The 18,046-nt window shown below is 37.8% G+C and carries 17 protein-coding genes; 3 read left to right on the top strand and 14 right to left on the bottom strand.

What is annotated here, in order from left to right:
• Positions 1 to 37: 37 nt before the first annotated feature.
• The 6 genes from ACY3XC_RS21410 to ACY3XC_RS21385 all read right to left on the bottom strand — a co-directional run bounded on the left by ACY3XC_RS21410 (position 38) and on the right by ACY3XC_RS21385 (position 5,694).
• Positions 38 to 1,447 (bottom strand): GntP family permease, encoded by a 1,410-nt coding sequence (locus tag ACY3XC_RS21410; RefSeq protein WP_464870344.1) that lies wholly within the window; start codon positions 1,445 to 1,447, stop codon positions 38 to 40.
• Positions 1,448 to 1,619: 172 nt separating this feature from the next.
• Positions 1,620 to 2,636, bottom strand: coding sequence for a 4-hydroxy-2-oxovalerate aldolase (gene dmpG, locus ACY3XC_RS21405; RefSeq protein WP_464870343.1), 1,017 nt, complete (start codon positions 2,634 to 2,636; stop codon positions 1,620 to 1,622).
• Positions 2,637 to 2,658: 22 nt separating this feature from the next.
• On the bottom strand, positions 2,659 to 3,546 hold the full coding sequence (locus tag ACY3XC_RS21400; RefSeq protein ID WP_464870342.1) for an acetaldehyde dehydrogenase (acetylating): 888 nt from the start codon (positions 3,544 to 3,546) through the stop codon (positions 2,659 to 2,661).
• Between the two features lie 58 nt (positions 3,547 to 3,604).
• The gene (locus tag ACY3XC_RS21395; RefSeq protein ID WP_464870341.1) at positions 3,605 to 4,378 is read right to left on the bottom strand and encodes an IclR family transcriptional regulator; all 774 of its coding nucleotides are present in this window, start codon (positions 4,376 to 4,378) and stop codon (positions 3,605 to 3,607) included.
• A 193-nt stretch (positions 4,379 to 4,571) separates the two neighbouring features.
• Positions 4,572 to 4,841, bottom strand: coding sequence for an iron-sulfur cluster biosynthesis family protein (locus tag ACY3XC_RS21390; RefSeq protein WP_464870340.1), 270 nt, complete (start codon positions 4,839 to 4,841; stop codon positions 4,572 to 4,574).
• 19 nt (positions 4,842 to 4,860) lie between these two features.
• Positions 4,861 to 5,694, bottom strand: a complete 834-nt coding sequence (locus tag ACY3XC_RS21385; protein ID WP_179159380.1) for a TetR/AcrR family transcriptional regulator — start codon at positions 5,692 to 5,694, stop codon at positions 4,861 to 4,863.
• Positions 5,695 to 5,794: 100 nt separating this feature from the next.
• Here ACY3XC_RS21385 and ACY3XC_RS21380 point away from each other — a divergent pair, with 100 nt between their 5' ends.
• Complete coding sequence (locus ACY3XC_RS21380; RefSeq protein WP_464870339.1) at positions 5,795 to 8,878, top strand: efflux RND transporter permease subunit; 3,084 nt, start codon at positions 5,795 to 5,797, stop codon at positions 8,876 to 8,878.
• Positions 8,879 to 9,260: 382 nt separating this feature from the next.
• A complete protein-coding gene (locus ACY3XC_RS21375) occupies positions 9,261 to 9,452 on the top strand; it encodes a hypothetical protein (protein WP_464870338.1) in 192 nt (63 codons plus the stop codon).
• Here the strand turns inward: ACY3XC_RS21375 and ACY3XC_RS21370 are convergent.
• The 8 genes from ACY3XC_RS21370 to cysK all read right to left on the bottom strand — a co-directional run bounded on the left by ACY3XC_RS21370 (position 9,447) and on the right by cysK (position 17,686).
• Positions 9,447 to 10,142, bottom strand: a complete 696-nt coding sequence (locus tag ACY3XC_RS21370; protein WP_464870337.1) for an ABC transporter ATP-binding protein — start codon at positions 10,140 to 10,142, stop codon at positions 9,447 to 9,449. The two genes, ACY3XC_RS21375 and ACY3XC_RS21370, sit on opposite strands and share 6 nt — an antisense overlap.
• Before the next feature lies 1 nt (position 10,143).
• Positions 10,144 to 11,178, bottom strand: coding sequence for an ABC transporter permease (locus ACY3XC_RS21365; protein ID WP_464870336.1), 1,035 nt, complete (start codon positions 11,176 to 11,178; stop codon positions 10,144 to 10,146).
• A 154-nt stretch (positions 11,179 to 11,332) separates the two neighbouring features.
• On the bottom strand, positions 11,333 to 12,733 hold the full coding sequence (locus ACY3XC_RS21360) for a HAMP domain-containing sensor histidine kinase (protein ID WP_464870335.1): 1,401 nt from the start codon (positions 12,731 to 12,733) through the stop codon (positions 11,333 to 11,335).
• On the bottom strand, positions 12,734 to 13,405 hold the full coding sequence (locus ACY3XC_RS21355) for a response regulator transcription factor (protein WP_464870334.1): 672 nt from the start codon (positions 13,403 to 13,405) through the stop codon (positions 12,734 to 12,736). It abuts the gene before it with no gap.
• A gap of 5 nt (positions 13,406 to 13,410) precedes the next feature.
• Positions 13,411 to 13,938, bottom strand: a complete 528-nt coding sequence (locus ACY3XC_RS21350; RefSeq protein ID WP_464870406.1) for a YehS family protein — start codon at positions 13,936 to 13,938, stop codon at positions 13,411 to 13,413.
• Positions 13,939 to 13,991: 53 nt separating this feature from the next.
• Complete coding sequence (locus ACY3XC_RS21345; RefSeq protein WP_464870333.1) at positions 13,992 to 14,699, bottom strand: M48 family metallopeptidase; 708 nt, start codon at positions 14,697 to 14,699, stop codon at positions 13,992 to 13,994.
• A gap of 684 nt (positions 14,700 to 15,383) precedes the next feature.
• Positions 15,384 to 16,637, bottom strand: a complete 1,254-nt coding sequence (locus ACY3XC_RS21340; protein WP_464870332.1) for an MFS transporter — start codon at positions 16,635 to 16,637, stop codon at positions 15,384 to 15,386.
• A gap of 125 nt (positions 16,638 to 16,762) precedes the next feature.
• A complete protein-coding gene (gene cysK, locus ACY3XC_RS21335; protein ID WP_464870331.1) occupies positions 16,763 to 17,686 on the bottom strand; it encodes a cysteine synthase A in 924 nt (307 codons plus the stop codon).
• A gap of 204 nt (positions 17,687 to 17,890) precedes the next feature.
• Between cysK and ACY3XC_RS21330 the strand changes: the two genes are divergently transcribed.
• Positions 17,891 to 17,980: a DUF3896 family protein gene (locus ACY3XC_RS21330; RefSeq protein WP_464870330.1), complete on the top strand. Its 90-nt coding sequence runs from the start codon at positions 17,891 to 17,893 to the stop codon at positions 17,978 to 17,980.
• Positions 17,981 to 18,046: the final 66 nt, after the last annotated feature.

Raw genomic sequence — 18,046 nt, 5'->3', positions numbered from 1 at the left:
CGTCCAAAGATAGACTTGATCTACTTGCTTATAACACTTAAACAATTCCAGTTAACAGATAAACAGCAATGACGAAGAAAGCAGCAATTGTCTTGATGATCGTGATAGCAAAGATATCTCGGTAGGATTGCTTATGTGTCAACCCTGTAATTGCCAATAAGGTAATAACTGCTCCGTTATGCGGCAGTGTATCCATACCACCGGAAGCCATTGAGATGACACGGTGCATTACTTCGAGCGGAATATCAAATTGATTTGCTAGTTCAATATATTTTTCTGACATCATCCCAAGAGTGATGGCAATACCGGCAGACGCTGAACCAGAGATAGCAGAAAGAATGTTGGTTGTAACAGCTCCATTTAGTAATGGATGACCAAACACTTTGGCAATCCCATCTCTTGCGATAGAAAAACCAGGTAAATTTGAAATAACAGCTCCAAATCCATATTCTGTTGCTGAGTTCATAATAGCAAGCAGCGCACCTGCTACTCCGACTTTCATTCCATCTTTGAAGTTCATGATAACAGGTTTGCGATTATAAAGAATAGTCGCGATAATACCGACTAAAAGAGCGATTTCAACCGACCAAATTCCGATAACCTTTGAAGTTTCAATGCTTGGAAAACTCATTCCGATCGCTTCGAAGTCAAAACCATTCGGATACCATTTCGGAATAACCGTTGTTAATACTTTGTTTAAAACTGCTACTAATAGAACAGGAACAAAAGCAAAGATCTTACGGCCGATACTTTCTTGTTCCTCTAAATTAATCGTTACTTCATCGTTATCTTTAATGGTACCAAAGCTGTCATAACCTTCACCAGCTTTTTCCGCTTTAATACGGCGAGAGTTCAAATACCACATTCCAAGTATGAAGATAAAAATAGCTCCGATAATCCCAAGCGTAGGTGCAGCATAAAGATCTGTTTTAAAGAAGCTTGTTGGAATTACGTTTTGTACTTGCGGCGAACCAGGTAATGCATCCATTGTAAAGGTGAATGAACCAAGTGCAATTGTACCTGGAATTAATCGCTTTGGAATATTTGCTTCTCTGAAAAGATGTGCAGCAAATGGATAGACTGCGAATGCCACCACTACTAAGCTAATTCCGCTATATGTTAAGATAGCTGCAAGTAAAACGATGGCTAACATTCCTCTTTTTTGACCAACAGCTTGGACAATAGTAGAAGCAATGGTTTTAGCAAGTCCTGACATTTCTACTACTTTACCAAAAATCGCTCCTAACAAGAAGATTGGAAAGTATAGCTGAATGTATTCAACCATTTTCCCCATAAATACATTCGAGTAAAAAGGAAGAATCCATCCTGGTTCTGTTAAAAGTACGGCAAATAATGCACAAATAGGTGCAAAAATGATAACGGTAAATCCTCGATATGCGATAAACATCAGCATTCCGAGTGCTAAAAGTATAATGACTAATTCCATATTATTTCTCCTCTACCCCTGGGATGCCTAACTCTACATGAAGGAACTACTTGAATAAATCCTAAAGCGTTTCCAAACATATCGATTTGTTAGTGAAGCAAGAAATCGTGTTCCTGCTTCACTAAACTTTTAATTGTACTTTTGTCCCTCTTTAAATCTACTAATCTATTTTTTAGCGATTCTTGCTTTTTGCAATTTCCGCTGCTACTTCAACGATCATATCTTCTTGACCGCCAACCACTTTGCGTTTGCCTAATTCAATTAAAATATCACGAGAATCTACGCCATATCTTTCAGCCGCACGTTTTGAATGAAGGGCAAAGCTTGAGTATACGCCTGCATATCCTAGTGTGAGGCTGTCTTTAGTAATTTCTTGCGGTACTGGTAAAAGTGGTGCAATGATGTCTTCAGCTAGATCCATCATTTTATATAAATCCATTCCAGTTTTAATTCCCATCCGTTCACAAACGGCTACAAGTACTTCTGTTTGTGTATTACCGGCACCAGCTCCTAAGCAGCGAACACTTCCATCAATACGCGTAGCTCCTTCTTCAATCGCAACAAGTGTATTTGCCATTGCAAGAGATAAGTTGTTATGACCGTGGAAACCAATGTTAATGCCTACAGATTGTTTAAGCGCACGAATTCGTTCACGAACCTGACCTGGCAGCAAATATCCTGCTGAGTCTACTACATAGACTGTATCTGCTCCATAGCTTTCCATTAATTTAGCTTGTTCCACTAGTTTTTCAACGGGAGCCATATGGTTCATCATTAAAAATCCGACCGTTTCCATACCTAGTTCTTTCGCATAAGCAATATGCTGTGGAGCCACGTCCGCTTCTGTTACATGTGTTGCGATACGCGCCATCTTTGCCCCTAAATTAGCTGCTTCTTTCAAATCATGCAATGTACCAATACCAGGCAATAAGAGGACAGCAATTTTTGACTTATCTGCAACTGAAACGGCTGCTTCAATTAATTCCATTTCATTTGTGTGTGAAAGTCCATACTGTAAGGAAGATCCCGCTAAACCATCACCATGAGATACTTCGATAAATGGGACGTTTGCATCATTCAATGCTTTAGCCACTTTTAGAACTTGATCTACTGTAAATTGGTGAGAGACTGCATGACTCCCATCTCTTAATGCAACCTCAGTGATTAAAATATCTCTTTCGTTTGTCATTTTATTTTCCCCTTTCTACAGCTTAAACTGTTTCTTTCTTTAATAGGTTTTTAGCAAACTCTTCGGCAATTTTCACACCAGCAGCTGTCATAATATCAAGGTTTCCTGAGTATTTTGGCAGGTAATCACCAGCACCCTCTACTTGAATAAAGATCGTTACTTTATTACCTTCGAAAATAGGTTCGGTACGGAGCTGATAACCCGGAACATAGGATTGAACAACTTCTGTCATTTCCGCAATGGATTTTCTAATACCTTCTTCGTCCATTTTTCCTTCCTCTACAAGGGTATAGACTGTATCGCGCATCATGATTGGAGGTTCAGCAGGGTTTAAGATCATAATTGCCTTCCCTTTTTTCGCTCCACCGACTACTTCAATCGCACGGGAAGTTGTTTCGGTAAATTCATCGATATTAGCACGAGTACCCGGGCCAGCACTTTTACTAGAAATGGTCGCAACGATTTCAGCATATTCTACTGGACTTACACGGTTTACAGCATGAACCATTGGGATGGTAGCCTGACCGCCACATGTAATCAAATTGATATTATCTTTTTCTAAATGCTCGTCAATATTAACTGCGGCACAGACATATGGGCCAACCGCAGCTGGTGTCATATCTATTACTTTAATCCCCGCTTCTTTTAACACCTTTGCATTATAAAGATGAGCTTTTGCAGAAGTGGCATCAAAAACGATATCGGCTTCTAGTTCCGGATCTGCTAGAAAACCATCAATCCCTGTCGCAACCCCTGCATAGCCCATTTCTCTCGCACGGCGTAAACCGTCTGATTGTGGGTCAATCCCAATTACTGCAGTCAATTCTAGTAATTCAGAACGACCAAGCTTAATCATTAAATCTGTACCAATGTTACCTGAGCCAAGAACAGCAACTTTAACTTTTGACAAAATACTTCTCCTCCTAGAAATTACTTTATTTTTGTATGTTTTTTACTCTAGCTTCCTTTTAATAGGAATTCCCTTTATACCCTAACGAACTTGAAATCTCAGATGCAGCTCTCTTAATCCCCGCTATGACTTTAGGGAGCATTTCTTCATCTAGTCTCATTTTAGGAGCTGCACAGCTAATTGAAGCGATTACATTTCCATTATGATTGAATATCGGTGCGGCGATACATTTCAGCCCCAACTCGATTTCTTCATCATCGACCGCATATCCAGTCTCACGAACAGAAACTAAATGTTTTTTTATTTCTTTAACATCTGTCATCGTATACTCTGTAAATGCTTTTAAACTTGCTTCTGATAACAGCCTATCAACGTCTTTTTCACTTAGATGAGCAAGTATTGCCTTCCCCACACCTGTACAATGAACGGGTGCTCGTTTTCCAATATGGGAGTAAATCGTAAGAGCTCTTGGCCCTTCTACTTTTTCAATATAAACAACTTCATCGCGCTGTAATGTAACTAAGTGCACCGTTTCATTTAATTCATCCGCCAAATCTCTAATAATAGGTCTTGCTATATTTCCAATATCGAGATGTTTACCTACAAAGTTACCTAATGTGAAAAGTTTAATCCCCAGCTTATACTTCAAATCCTCTGGATTCTGCTGCAAATAACCTCTATGTTCCAAAGTCTTAATAATTCCATGAACAGTGCTTTTTGATAATTGAAGCTTTTCACTTATCTCTTTAACACTTAGCTCTGGACTTGTAGTCAAAAACAATTCTAGGACATCCGCTGCCCTTTCTATCGATTGAATTAAACGTTCAGACATCATCTTCCTTCTTTCATTCGCCATTGTCGAACGGCGTTCGTAAATATCTAATCGATGTACTTATACTACCTCGCAACTATTAGTATGTCAATAAAATTGACTTCATTATCCCTACAAAGTGAGTTGCATTTCTATTGCAAAATAAAAAAGAACTCATCTTTTTTAGAATGAGCTCTTTATCGTTTAGAGAATATTAAATTACTTCAAACTGTTTAAAACCTGTTTGATCCGGGATGAAATCTAGTTTTTTATCACGAAAATAATGACATTCACCTTTGTCGATGATGAAATTTAAGGCATCTTTAACTATCTCACTATCATTTTCTTGAATCGTGTCTTCTAATGTCAATTTCACCTTCATAAAACAACTTTTACGCATTTGTAATCGGATAAACTTAGCAGAATCTGATAACTCCAACCGATTTTGTATTTCTGCTTTTGCAGCCTCTGTTAAAATAAACACCTTTAGCCCACCTTTAAGTCTACATATCAAAAAAACTACCCAGTAAATATGAAATCCATTTGGTTTGAGGATGATTTCGGATATTTTTTAGTAACCCTTTAACAATCGCCCTGCCAAATGTTGGTTCATGCAGCTGCTGTTTTAACAGTACTAAAGATTCCTTTTCTATAGACTCTTCCATTTCTTTTATTTCTTGATCCATTAGTAAGAGAATCTTTTCTTTTGTAAAATTCTCCAATGTCGGCTCTTCCATCACATTGATCAGCCCTTTTGAAATAAAAGGAATGGTGGAGTTCCTAGCAAGCAGATTTGTTTTTTCCACCAACGATTTTGACAACAAATCCAGATCTAATGGTACGTTATAAAACAAAAATAGCTGAGAATACATACTCATAAAGCCTTTTATACAAAATACTAAATCATATTTTATCTCTTTTACTTCATCATCTCCATACAAACACTCTACCATCGAAAGAATCGTTTTATCCATCAATCTGTCGTAGTAACGCATTTTCACGATGAAATCCTCATTAAAAGAACGAGATTGCTCCTTGATTAGTATTTTTCCAAAATCAGAATGCTTTTGAAATGAGTTGAATATCGCATAATAAAATTTATACAGAAGATTTTCTCCATCCTTCGCATTTCTGACTAGATAGTCAATTTCAGAGGTGAACTGAATCATAAAGTGATCGATTATCTCGATAATTAATTCATCTTTTGACTTAAAAGATAGATAAAAGGCACCTTTGGAAATGCCGCAATGTTCTGTTATCTGTTGGACAGATGTAGCTTCAAAACCCTGTTTAGCAAAGAGTTCTATTGCTTTTTCCATTATTAACTGTTTCTTCATACTTCATTCTTCACTCCTAGGTTCAATCATTGACAGATGACCGGTTAGTCAGTATTATAAGTAAATGGGTTAGATAAGTCAATTAAGGGTAGGTGTAATCGTGAAAGGTTTAGTCAACTTTGTTCTTGGAAACAAACTAGCAGTATGGTTACTTACAATCATCATTACGGTATCTGGTATTTATTCAGGTACAAAAATGAATATGGAAACCATTCCAGATATTTCAATTCCATATCTAATGGTAATGGATGTATATCCTGGGGCAACTCCAGAGCAAGTAATGGAAGATGTCTCTAAACCTTTAGAGAAAGCGATAGAAAACTTAAAAGGTGTAAAATCCGTTTATTCCAATTCAAATGCTAACATGGCTAGTCTTCAAGTGGAATACGAATACGGTGAAGATATGGACGAAGCAAATCGTGCATTAAAATCTGCATTAGAGTCCGTGAAGCTGCCCGAAAATGCACAAGAACCAATCATTACAGCGATTAGTATGAACATGATGCCAGTTATGGCACTAAGTATTAGCAGCACAACTGAGGATATCGTTGAATTAACGTCAACCGTTGAGGAAATTATTCTTCCAAAAGTCGAGAAAATTGATGGTGTTGCTTCTGCAACCATTACAGGTCAGCATATTGAGGAAGTTCAGCTTACGTATGACGAAGCAAAAATGGCTCAATTTGGCTTGAAAGAAGATACGGTAAAACAAATGATTCAAGCAAGTGACCTTGCGGTTTCATTAGGTCTATACGAATTTGAAGAAGGCGAACAAGCTGTAGCCATAGATGGAAAGTTCATGACCGCTGATGAATTAAAAGAAATGCTTATTCCTGTAACACCATCAGCAGCACAGCCTTCACCATTTGTGAAGCTTAGTGACATTGCTGAAATTGAAGTAGTAGGGAAAGTACAATCGATTTCACGTACAAATGGTGAAAATGCCATTGCCATTCAAATTGTCAAAGGTCAAGAAGCAAACACTGTAGATGTTGTAAACAGTGTAAAGGATTTAATCAAAGAACAAAAGGAAAAAATTGATGGTCTGGTCATCGATGTATCACTTGACCAAGGTGCTCCAATTGAAGAATCCGTTAAAACAATGGTTGAAAAAGCACTATTTGGTGGTTTAATTGCCGTATTAATTATACTTTTATTCCTACGCGATTTTAAATCAACCATTATTTCAATCGTTTCTATTCCAGTTTCCATTTTCATGGCATTCCTATTGCTTAACTGGATGGAAATTACACTCAATATCATGACGCTCGGCGCCGTTACGGTTGCCATCGGCCGTGTAATCGATGACTCAATCGTAGTAGTTGAAAATATATATCGACGTCTACATTTAAAAGAAGAAAAATTATCAGGTCGTGCGCTTGTCCGTGAAGCGACAATCGAAATGTTCAAACCAATCCTGTCTTCAACATTAGTAACGGTTGCAGTATTTGCACCTCTTATCTTTGTTGGCGGTATGGTTGGTGAGCTATTTATGCCGTTCGCATTAACGATGACATTTGCTCTAGGCGCTTCATTAATTGTTGCGATTACAATTGTTCCTGCGTTATCTCACTTCTTATTTAAGAAAAGGTTATATAGTGAAAAAACAGAAAGCAGCCATAAAGAAGCTGGTAAATTAGCGAACTGGTACAAAGGCATCCTTGGATGGACACTTAACCATAAAGTGATTACCTCCGTTATTGCGGTTGTTTTGTTAGCAGGCAGTTTGGCGTTAACACCATTAATCGGTTTTAGCTTTATGGGCAGTGAAGAAGAAAAGGTTATGTACTTAACATACACACCAAAAGCTGGCGAGCTAAAGGATGAAACATTAGCAAACGTTGAAGCAGTAGAGGAAGAAATGCTAAAACGTGATGATATTGATATCGTTCAGATATCTGTAACCGAAGCTGGAGATCCGATGGCCGCGATGATGGGCGGCGGCGGAGATGGTGCATTAATGTACCTCATCTTTGATCCAGAAATGGATAATTTCCCAGAAGTCCGTGAAGAAATTGAAGAGTATGTATTTAACATAGGTCAGACCGGCGAGTGGAAGAGTCAAAATTTCGCTGCTATGTCGATGTCTACAAATGAAGTTAGCTACACTTTCTATAGTGAAGATTTAGATAAACTAAATGAAGCTGTAAAAATGGTGGAAGGGGTTCTGAGTAAAAATGACGGCCTAGAAGATGTTTCTTCAAGTGCTGAGGAAGCTTACGTGGAATATACATTCAAAGTAGAACAAGATGAATTACTGCAATATGGTTTAACGACTGGTCAAATCGTCATGATGTTAAACCCAACAAAAACTCAAGATGTATTAACAACGATTGAAAAAGATGGTAATGAATTAGAAGTTATCGTTCAGCAGGAACAAGCTGCGCAGCCAAAATCCATTGACGATATTTTAGCAGCACAAGTACCGACAGCACTTGGTACGACCCTGCCGCTTTCAGAACTGGTAACCGTTGAAAAAGGTACAACATTAAATACCCTAGCACGCAGCAAAGGTGAATACTATGCAACGGTTTCAGGAACCATCCTTGATAAGGATATTTCAAAAGCAACAGCTGAAGTAGATAAGGAAATTGATAAATTAGATTTACCGAAAGGTGTTACGATCGGCGTAGCCGGAGTCCAGGCGGATATGACCGAGACCTTTACACAGCTAGGTATGGCCATGCTTGCAGCGATTGCGATTGTTTACTTTATCCTAGTTGTAACCTTCCGTGAAGGTGTCGCACCGTTTGCGATCCTATTCTCATTACCATTTGCAGTGATTGGTTCATTTGTTGGTTTATTAATCGCAGGTGAAACTATATCTGTATCTGTTATGATGGGTCTGTTAATGTTAATCGGTATCGTTGTTACGAATGCGATTGTTCTCGTAGACCGGATAATTCACATGGAACGTGATGGCATGACGATGCGTGAAGCAGTACTAGAAGCTGGTGCAACGCGCCTGCGCCCAATCCTAATGACAGCTATTGCAACCATTGGGGCATTAATCCCATTAGCCATTGGCTCAGGCGGCGGCGGGTTAATCTCGAAGGGTCTTGGTATTACTGTTATCGGCGGTTTAGCAAGTTCAACGTTATTAACACTAATTGTCGTCCCCATTGTTTATGAAGTACTATCTAAGATATTCAAGAAAAATCGTAAAGATATTGTAGAAGACTAATCTAAAAGCCCTGTAAGGTGACAATGTCACTTACAGGGTTTTGCTTTATTATGGGCTATGTTATTGTTTTGCGCAGGCGCATTCAGACTCGGTTGGTTTCAAAGAACAGACAGATTAACCATTTATAGGAAATCAAGTTACCTAAGCCAGGCCGCAGCCTGGCTATTTCATCACCAAGTTTGGCCGAGGAATTGATTAGGCAGGTAAACAAAGGATATCCGCAGGTAAAGTGGAGAGTTATGCAGGTAAGCGACAGAAATCCGCAGGTACAGCCCACATATCCGCAGGTAAGAGATTCTACATTTAAACTGGTAAGAAAAAATGGCACCTCAATCCAAGATCCACACAAAAAAACAAGCGGATTATCCATTTATAGGAAATCATGTTACCTAAGCCAGGCCGCAGCCTGGCTATTTCATCACCAAGTTTGGCCGAGGAATTGGTTAGGCAGGTAAACAAAGAATATCCGCAGGTAAAGTGGAGAATTATGCAGGTAAGCGACAGAAATCCGCAGGTGCAGCCCACATATCCGCAGGTAAGAGATTTTACATTAAAACTGGTAAGAAATCTATAGAATTTCACCTGCACTTTGCAAAACCTGTCCATCGCTCATTTTAATTACATGATCAGCAAATGCCAGCATTTCTTCGTCGTGTGTTACCATTAGGGTCGTAATGTTCAGCGTTTTCGTTAAATCTCGGATTAACGACATAACATCCTTAGACCTTTTTGAATCTAAACTTGCGGTTGGTTCATCTGCGAAGAGAACTTTAGGTTTATGGATGATGGCACGAGCAATGGCAACCCGTTGTTTTTCCCCGCCTGACAAGGAAGACGGATAAGCATTTTTCCGATGCTCCATTCCAACTAACTTTAGAATTTTAACCACTTCCTTTTTTTGCTCATGTTTCTTTAATTTCGATTCAGAAACATCCAGCATAAGCATCAGTTGTTCTTCTACCGTGAGAAAAGGAACAAGATGGGCAAATTGAAAGACGAAACCGAATTTACTTGCTCGTATTTTCCGAACCTGCTCTGAACCCATGGTAATCATATTTTCACCTTCAAATATTACTTGTCCCTCTGATGCAGGTTGAAGTCCTGCTGCGATAGTAAGGAGTGTACTTTTACCTGAACCTGATGCACCGACTAATGCTGTTATCTCCCCTTCTCTAAGAGATAGATTAATTCCTTTTAGTATTTCTTCCTTCACTTCACCATTCGTAAATGTTTTTCTAACTTCATCAATCGTAAATAATGCCATATTAAACCTCTCCTTGTTGAATCGCTTGTAATGGCTCTACTTTTCTTATTTGTACACCTGATAGCGTAGCTCCAATAAATCCGATGATTAGGAAGACTGCCGACAATTGAAGTGTTGTTTCAGGGGTTAAACTAAATGGCATTCCCTTAGGTGCAATCATAGTAAAAACCTGACTGAATGTAACAGATATGGCAAGTGCAATGACTGTAATAAAAACCATTTGTGTCCACATCATTTTAAACAACGTACTTGTTTTTACACCGATTGCCTTTAAAATACCGTATAAACCAATTTTTTGAACATTCATCATGTAGAAAAATATAGCAAACAACATTCCGCTAATGATAACTAAAAACCAAACAATCATATTTAAAGACATTTGTTCTGCACTATAACTCGGAATGGTATTGAGAAAATCTTTTTTCGTGAAAGATTGTAATCCAGCGATTTCCTGCGAGGAATCCCCTCCCGGTACGAAAACCAATTGCATTTCTTCGACTCGGTAAATTTCTTTGTAGTCCTCCATACTGATAGAAGCGACAGGGGCATGGCTGTATTTCTTATGGTCCACAAAACCTTTTACAACAAACTTTCCACTATATTGATTATTCGTTAAGGTGTCTCCAACCTTTATACCTTCATTCTCCAATGAGCGATCTAATACGATTTCTCCATTTTTAACATTGTTAAATAACTTTGAATCTGTCGATGTAACAAAGGCGACGCTTCGCTGCTTCCCTTTCTCATCATTTAAAAAGCCCATTTGGATGGATAATGCTACGGCATCCTTTTGTTTGTTTAAGATTTCACCTTGAATACGGCTATCTATTCTTGACAGATTATAGGTTTCGTCTGCATCTTCATTCATATAAAATTGCCCGCTTGGTAAATCTTTAATTAATGCAGCATTGTCTTGTGATAATCCATTTGCTAAACCAGATATAATAAACGTTAATAAACTAACGAGAAAAACGATTGAACCTAAAATCAAAAACCTTACTTTATTTTTTTTAATTTCTTTCCAAGCCATGTTCATCTTAATTCCTCCCAATCTCTTTTTGACATCCTTAGTATATAATCGCTATGTGAACTGACGATGAACAGGAAGTTACATTTGAGCGATTGCAAATTTTATCTAAAATCTTTTCCGTTCAACACAAAAAGACCATTCGAAGGAATGGTCCTAATTTCTATAGGTTACTTGTGTCTGGATCTTTGTATGGAAGATTTACTGTAAAAGTAGTGCCGAAATCTTTACCACTTTCCACTACTATTTTTCCTTGATGCAATTGTACAATACTTTGAACGATTGAAAGACCCAATCCCGTCCCTTCCACAACTTTAGTCCTTGAAGGGTCTCCACGGTAAAAACGGTCATAGATTCGCTCTATTTGTTCAACTGCCAATCCGATTCCTGAATCCTTAAATTGGACTTCGATGGAGTCATTCAGACTCGTTACGATAATATCGATACTGCCATTCTCCACATTATATTTTATTGCATTGGTTAATAGGTTTTCCCACACCGAATATAACAAAAAAGGATCCCCCTTCATTTTTGTCTCTGGGAGGGAGTAGCTTAGCATAAGTTCCTTTTCAGTTATTCTCCAGCGATATTGCTGAATAACACTTTTAATTTGTTCGGCCACATTGAATTCTTTTACGTCCATTAAATCCTTCTTGCTTTCAATCGAAGAGAGAAGTAGCAGCTGTTTTGAAAGAGTAGATAAACGATTGAGTTCCGAATGAATGACTTTTATGTGATTTTGCTTTTTCTCATAGGAAATTTCCTCATCATCTAATAAGTTCATATATCCTTTTATATTCGTGATCGGAGATTGGATATCATGGGAGACATTTGATATAAACTCTTTTCGTAACTGATCTACCTTAGCCAGCTTTCTTGACATATTCATAAAGCTTCCGGCTAAGTCACCTATTTCATCTTTGCGATTAATATCCAAATGAAACGTGAAATTTCCCTCAGCAAGTGTTTTGGTTGCCTGATTTAATTTGACTATCGGTTTTACTAAGTATTTCGAGCTTATTAAAACAAATAAAATACTTAATAAAATGGAAGAAAGCAATAGCCAGGCAAACAATAAATGCATCTCATTAAACATCATTTTAATATCCGGACGGATAAATAGGGCAAATTTTCGTTGCTTGTATGTAAAAGGAACTCCTACAGTATTCTTTAATTCATTGGCAAAGAATCCAGTAACAAATGTCTTATGTGGAAAATGCTCAATACCATGATAGATATCACCAGCATGAACATCGGCAATTGCCTTCTTTGGAAGGTTTTCTTCCCGATATGGAGTCCCATGAAACTGTTCCCTTCCAAGATCATTCACGATATATAGTTGATAACCAATGGACCCAATATGATCCAAGTAATCATTCAAATCAATGTTTGGATCCTTCTGAATATATTCCGAAATCTCCAATGCAATATTTGTGATTTTAAGGTCATTTTGGGATTTAAGCGAATGTTGATAATACACATTTGAAATAACAAAGGATAAAACTCCGCTAAGCACCATGATAAATATGGTCGTAAGAGCAAACTTTCCATAAAGAGATTTCATTTAATGGACCTCCAAGGAGTAGCCTACACCTCTTATAGTCTTGATGGAAAACGCTTCAGATACATGCTTAAACCTTTCTCTTAAACGTTTAATATGAACGTCAACTGTCCTTTCGTCTCCTTCATATTCCAATCCCCATACTTGCTCAATCAATTGATTTCGATTGAAAACCTGATTAGGGTGCGAGGCCAGGAAATACAGTAAATCGAATTCCTTTAAAGGCAGCATATACGTTTTTTGAGCGATTTCCACTTCATAGCTCTTTTTATTAATAAAAAGATTTCCTATTTTTATATCGGATTCATTTAATCTTCCGTATCTTCTTAACAGCGCATTTACTCTAAAAAGCAATTCCTTCGGCTCAAAAGGTTTTACTAAATAGTCATCTGTGCCTGATTGATATCCCTTTTCCTTATCTTCAATTTGACTTTTGGCAGTAAGCAAAATGATAGGGATATCATTGAATTTACGGAGTTCTTCGGTCATGCTGTACCCATCCATTTTCGGCATCATGATATCTATGATAGCCAGGTCGCACAATTCCTTCTCAACGATCCTTAGTCCCTCTAATCCATCCGCTGCCTCTAAAACCTTGTAACCCTCTTTCATTAATAAATCCTTAACTAAATAACGGATATGCTGATCGTCATCAACAACTAGAATACTCTTCATGGAACTCACCTATATACAATAGCTAAGCCTTTCAAGAAATTCCTGGCGTATTTATCAAGGCACTGCTTATAATTCTTATGGCCTTCTTTTCTTAATATCGCGCTTAATTCACCTTTTGTTACTGTAATACCTGCTTTTTCAAATATATCGAGCATATCCTCACTTGTTAATGATAATGCGATTTTCACTTTCTTTAGCAGGATATTGTTTACACTTTCCTTACTCTTTGTGGGTGCTGGTGCATCAGGTTGTCCTGGTCTTGGTTCCTGTTTACCTCTTTTAAAAGTAATAAAACCATTGAGAAATGACTCTAACATACTATTTGTACATTTAATGTACTCTTCATCCTCCGTTAAATCATCATAATAGTAATCTTCATCATCGTAACTGTCTTTTGGTTTTGTCAGTATTTTGAGTACATCATCTTTCGTTACCTCAATACCGCCAAGTTTAAATATTTCTACCACATCTGTATTTTTTATATCCAGTGCATACCGTAATCGAATTAATATATCATTATTCTCCATTTTTATAATCCTCCAATATGATTGCTATTTGCCTAGCACAAGTATATCCGTTTCAAATGTTAGACAGTCATTTTCCAGCTTGATAAAGCTAACCAGTTCTCCTGCTGCTCATAATCAGGTATTATTTTACCCACAAGACGCCAAAAGGAGCGATCATGATTCAGATGAACCATATGGCACATTTCGTGGACGACTACATAGTCAATCACCTTTTGTGGTGCCATCGCCAGCTTCCAATTGAAGGTTAACTGCAGTTTGGAATCACAGGTTCCCCAGTTGGTCTTATTATCTGTAATTTTGATTGATCTTGGTTTTACTTTGAAGTTATTTTGATAGGATTTAATACTTCTTTCTACTAACATTTTGCACTTCTGATAGTAAAATCGTTTCAAAGCTTGTTTTATTTTTGCATCTTCATGTTGTTTCACAAATATATGTAACTTTTCCTCTTCAAATACGGCATAGTCCTGCTGGATTTCCGTATCTTGAGTAATCTGAATGGGATATTCTTTTCCTAAATAAAGAAAGCTCTCGCCATGTTCATAGGTTTTCACCGTTGGTCCATGGGTTCTATCCTTCATATCCTTTAGATTCTGCTGAATCCAATCCCATTTTTCCTCTAATGCTAGAATCACACGTTCATCCGACATCCCTTTAGGAACATGGACTTCAACATAACCATTACTATCTATATGAATGCTCATCGATGTCCGGTTTTTATACCTTATCTCAAAGCCAATCGTTTGACCTAAATAAGTATGAATCATCTTATCACCTCAAGACCATGGGAAGACCATGAAGACCATGGGGACGGTTCTCATGGCCACAAATTTCAAAAAAATTAGAGTAGAAGTAATCATTCTACTCTAACTCAATCATGATTGTAAACAAGCGTACTCTTATCCTATTATAAATACCCAGTCTGTTTGTTAGCAAATTTCGATGATAAAAAAACTTGTACTATCACTTACACTTATATATCAACAAATTTCATTGCAATTATTTGTTAATTAAACGTTTGATTAAAACAGCCTCTATTCGCGTCATAACTGGATTTACCTTATTTAAACAGAAAAAAAACTTGTCGATTACATCTCAGTTAATTGTTCATCTCTTTTATAAAAACATTAAATTCTACATCAATTTCTATAAATCTACTTATTTGTAAATGAAATTCATTAATCAAACGTTTGATTAAAAACAGGTCAAGCTCTTCTTTTAAAGCAGTTCCTAGCTAATTTCCCATGCAATAATTGTCGAGGAAATAATTACTTTTTATTAAACAACCGATCATTCTTTCTGTAAAAACTAGATAAATACATTCTTTCCTACTATCCGACCAAATTTGATATCAATTAAACGTTTGATTAGTTTTATAATAAACCGCTCTATATCAATGGTTCTAGCGCTAAAAGCCAGCAGAATTTTATCGAAATGGAGTACTGTTCACCTTAATGTTCTGTAGCTTGCTGACGCTTTTCCTTAAGAGAAATTACTCCTATCAAGCCAATCATAGAGAAGATAACTGGAGTAATGAAACCATAGAAGTATCCATCACCCACACTTCCTGGAGAAGCATGAAAATGATCCAATACTATTCCAAAGATACTTGGCAGCAGAACCGCACTTAGGAAACCGCCCGTATTCGCAAAACCAGAGACAACACCAGAATCTATTATCGAAAATGATTGACGGACAATCGCGAAGGTTAAAGCGCTCGCTCCATACCCAAAGCCAATAATGAATAACAGCATAATAAGCATGAATAATGGAGGATTTCCTTTAAATAAAAGAAAGGTTGCCCAACACAATAAAATAGTGATATGAACAATAACATATGGCCGTTTAATTGTTCCCAAACGACTTGAAAGCCAACTAGTCAGCGGAGCGCCCATAAGTGCCCCAATCATACCAATCATAATAAGCTGGCTCATATCTGAACGGGTCATTCCATACACATTCATCCCATATGGCACAGCCCAGGAACCGATAAATCCTACATATGCGCCTACAATACCAAAATGACAAAAGAATAAGGCCCATGCCTGCCGATTCGAAAAGATTCTACGAAGTAAAGCCAAAGTTTTTTCACGGTGAATCTTAATTTTTTCAGCTGCCGGGTCATTAAGCTGTTTTGGTTTTTTTATGAGGACGAAATAAAGAAGTATCCCGCATAGACACAATAATAATCCTACTGAAAAAAATGCTGGCCTCCAGCCTAGTAAACTAATCCATGCCGTAAATGGGACGGTTGCCAAGAGGAATCCAAGACTTCCGGCCATTCCCGCAAAACCAATTAAATGAACAAATTCCTTTACTTTAAACCATTGGCCCAATATCAGCACCATATTAACCCAAATCGTCGCATCCCCTATCCCCGTAAGGATTCTGGCAAAAAACAGGACAAATTCATGCGTTCCTAAACTATATATCATTGTACCTAACCCCGTTAAGATTGCACCTGCGATTAAGAAAAGATTGGGTCCATATCGGTCAGCCAGTATACCCATCGGGATTTGCAAACCAGTATATACAAAAAATTGAATACTTGTCAGTAACCCAATCGTTGACGCTGTTACACTAAACTCCATCATCACTTGGTCAGTAATCAATCCCGGAGCGGTTCGCTGGCTCGCCATTAATACATAAGTCAACAATACAGAAGCAAATACAATCCATCTAAATTTGCTGCTTTGTTTGTCCATGCTATCTACTCCTGTTAGCTTTTACTCTTATGTATATGGGTTTCCTATAAGTGTAGAAATACAGTTTTAAAAAAGCATTAAAAAAGGCAGCACCCTTCGAGGGAAGCTGCCTTTTTTATGTAAAATCAAGCCAGAAATAAGTCAGAGGACAGATAACGTTCTCCTGTGTCTGGTGCTAAGCATAGAACTCTTGCTGAAGATGGAAGTTTTTTTGCTGCCTCGACAGCAAAATACGCAGAAGATGCTCCTGATGCACCTACAAAGATCCCTTCTTCAGCAGCAAGCCGGCGTGCCGTCACTTGGGCATCTTCATCCTTAATGAGCAAAATTTCATCAAAAATAGAACGATTTAAAATGTTAGGAATGAAACCAGGACCAGTTCCCGGGATTTTATGCGGCCCAGGTTCACCACCTGATAACACAGGCGATCCGAACGGTTCTACTACATATATTTTTAAGTTAGGAATATGCTTTTTCAACTCTTCCCCTACACCTGTTACCGTTCCACCTGTTCCTGCTGTCAATACAAGGGCGTCCAATTTCCCATCAAAAGCTTCTAGAATCTCAACTGCAGTCGTTTCACGATGAGCATCGGCATTTGCAGGATTCTCAAATTGCATAGGAATAAAACTATCATTAATGGATCCAGCCAAACGGTTCGCTTCATCTATAGCGCCTTGCATTCGCAGACTTGCTGGAGTTAGATGGACTTCCGCTCCATACGCTTTTAAAATTTTCACACGCTCTAAGGTAGCATTATCAGGCATCGTAATAATACATCGATACCCTTTTACCGCACATACCATAGCAATTCCAATCCCAGTATTACCTGAAGTAGGCTCAATAACGGTACTCTTTCCTGGAATTAATTGACCTTCTTTTTCTGCACGTTCAATCATATTAATGGACGCACGGTCTTTTACACTTCCTCCAGGGTTAAACGATTCCAATTTTATATAAACTTCCCCGCCCGCTGAATCAGGTAATTTATTCAATTTAACAATCGGAGTTTTTCCAATTAAATCTAGAATGGAGCTGTAAAGTTTCAATGCCCTTCCGCCTTTCGTATCATGGGTGTCATAGGGACGGTTCTCATGGTCATACTATAACTAGATAAGTCCATAAGAACCGTCCCGATGGTTCACCGATGGTCTCATAAAATCATTAAATCCCCATTAGTTTACTCTGTATTGTAGGTTATTTTATTATACTTCCATAAAAAAAACAACCATGCATTTGGAGTCTTCCGTACCTTGTTAAGGAAAATACATGCTATTGATAATTATGAATATATCATTGAACTCACAGATATGAATCATTTTGAGCGTGGGTCCGTTCATTAATGAGAAAATGGGGTAACAAAAAAAGGCAACTCCTAGATTGGGCTAGTTGCCTTTTAATGTTACAAG

Source organism: Bacillus sp. CZDM1 (assembly GCF_055502545.1).
The sequence above is the reverse complement of the archived record's forward strand: the minus strand, read 5'-3'. Positions and strand labels throughout refer to the sequence as shown.

What these genes read in the sequence shown, in the direction of transcription:
- ACY3XC_RS21410 (WP_464870344.1), bottom strand. Translation starts at nt 1,447, where the DNA reads ATGGAATTAGTCATTATACTTTTAGCACTCGGAATGCTGATGTTTATC.
- dmpG (WP_464870343.1), bottom strand. Translation starts at nt 2,636, where the DNA reads ATGACAAACGAAAGAGATATTTTAATCACTGAGGTTGCATTAAGAGAT.
- ACY3XC_RS21395 (WP_464870341.1), bottom strand. Translation starts at nt 4,378, where the DNA reads ATGTCTGAACGTTTAATTCAATCGATAGAAAGGGCAGCGGATGTCCTA.
- ACY3XC_RS21385 (WP_179159380.1), bottom strand. Translation starts at nt 5,694, where the DNA reads ATGAAGAAACAGTTAATAATGGAAAAAGCAATAGAACTCTTTGCTAAA.
- ACY3XC_RS21375 (WP_464870338.1), top strand. Translation starts at nt 9,261, where the DNA reads ATGTTACCTAAGCCAGGCCGCAGCCTGGCTATTTCATCACCAAGTTTG.
- ACY3XC_RS21370 (WP_464870337.1), bottom strand. Translation starts at nt 10,142, where the DNA reads ATGGCATTATTTACGATTGATGAAGTTAGAAAAACATTTACGAATGGT.
- ACY3XC_RS21365 (WP_464870336.1), bottom strand. Translation starts at nt 11,178, where the DNA reads ATGAACATGGCTTGGAAAGAAATTAAAAAAAATAAAGTAAGGTTTTTG.
- ACY3XC_RS21360 (WP_464870335.1), bottom strand. Translation starts at nt 12,733, where the DNA reads ATGAAATCTCTTTATGGAAAGTTTGCTCTTACGACCATATTTATCATG.
- ACY3XC_RS21355 (WP_464870334.1), bottom strand. Translation starts at nt 13,405, where the DNA reads ATGAAGAGTATTCTAGTTGTTGATGACGATCAGCATATCCGTTATTTA.
- ACY3XC_RS21345 (WP_464870333.1), bottom strand. Translation starts at nt 14,699, where the DNA reads ATGATTCATACTTATTTAGGTCAAACGATTGGCTTTGAGATAAGGTAT.
- ACY3XC_RS21340 (WP_464870332.1), bottom strand. Translation starts at nt 16,637, where the DNA reads ATGGACAAACAAAGCAGCAAATTTAGATGGATTGTATTTGCTTCTGTA.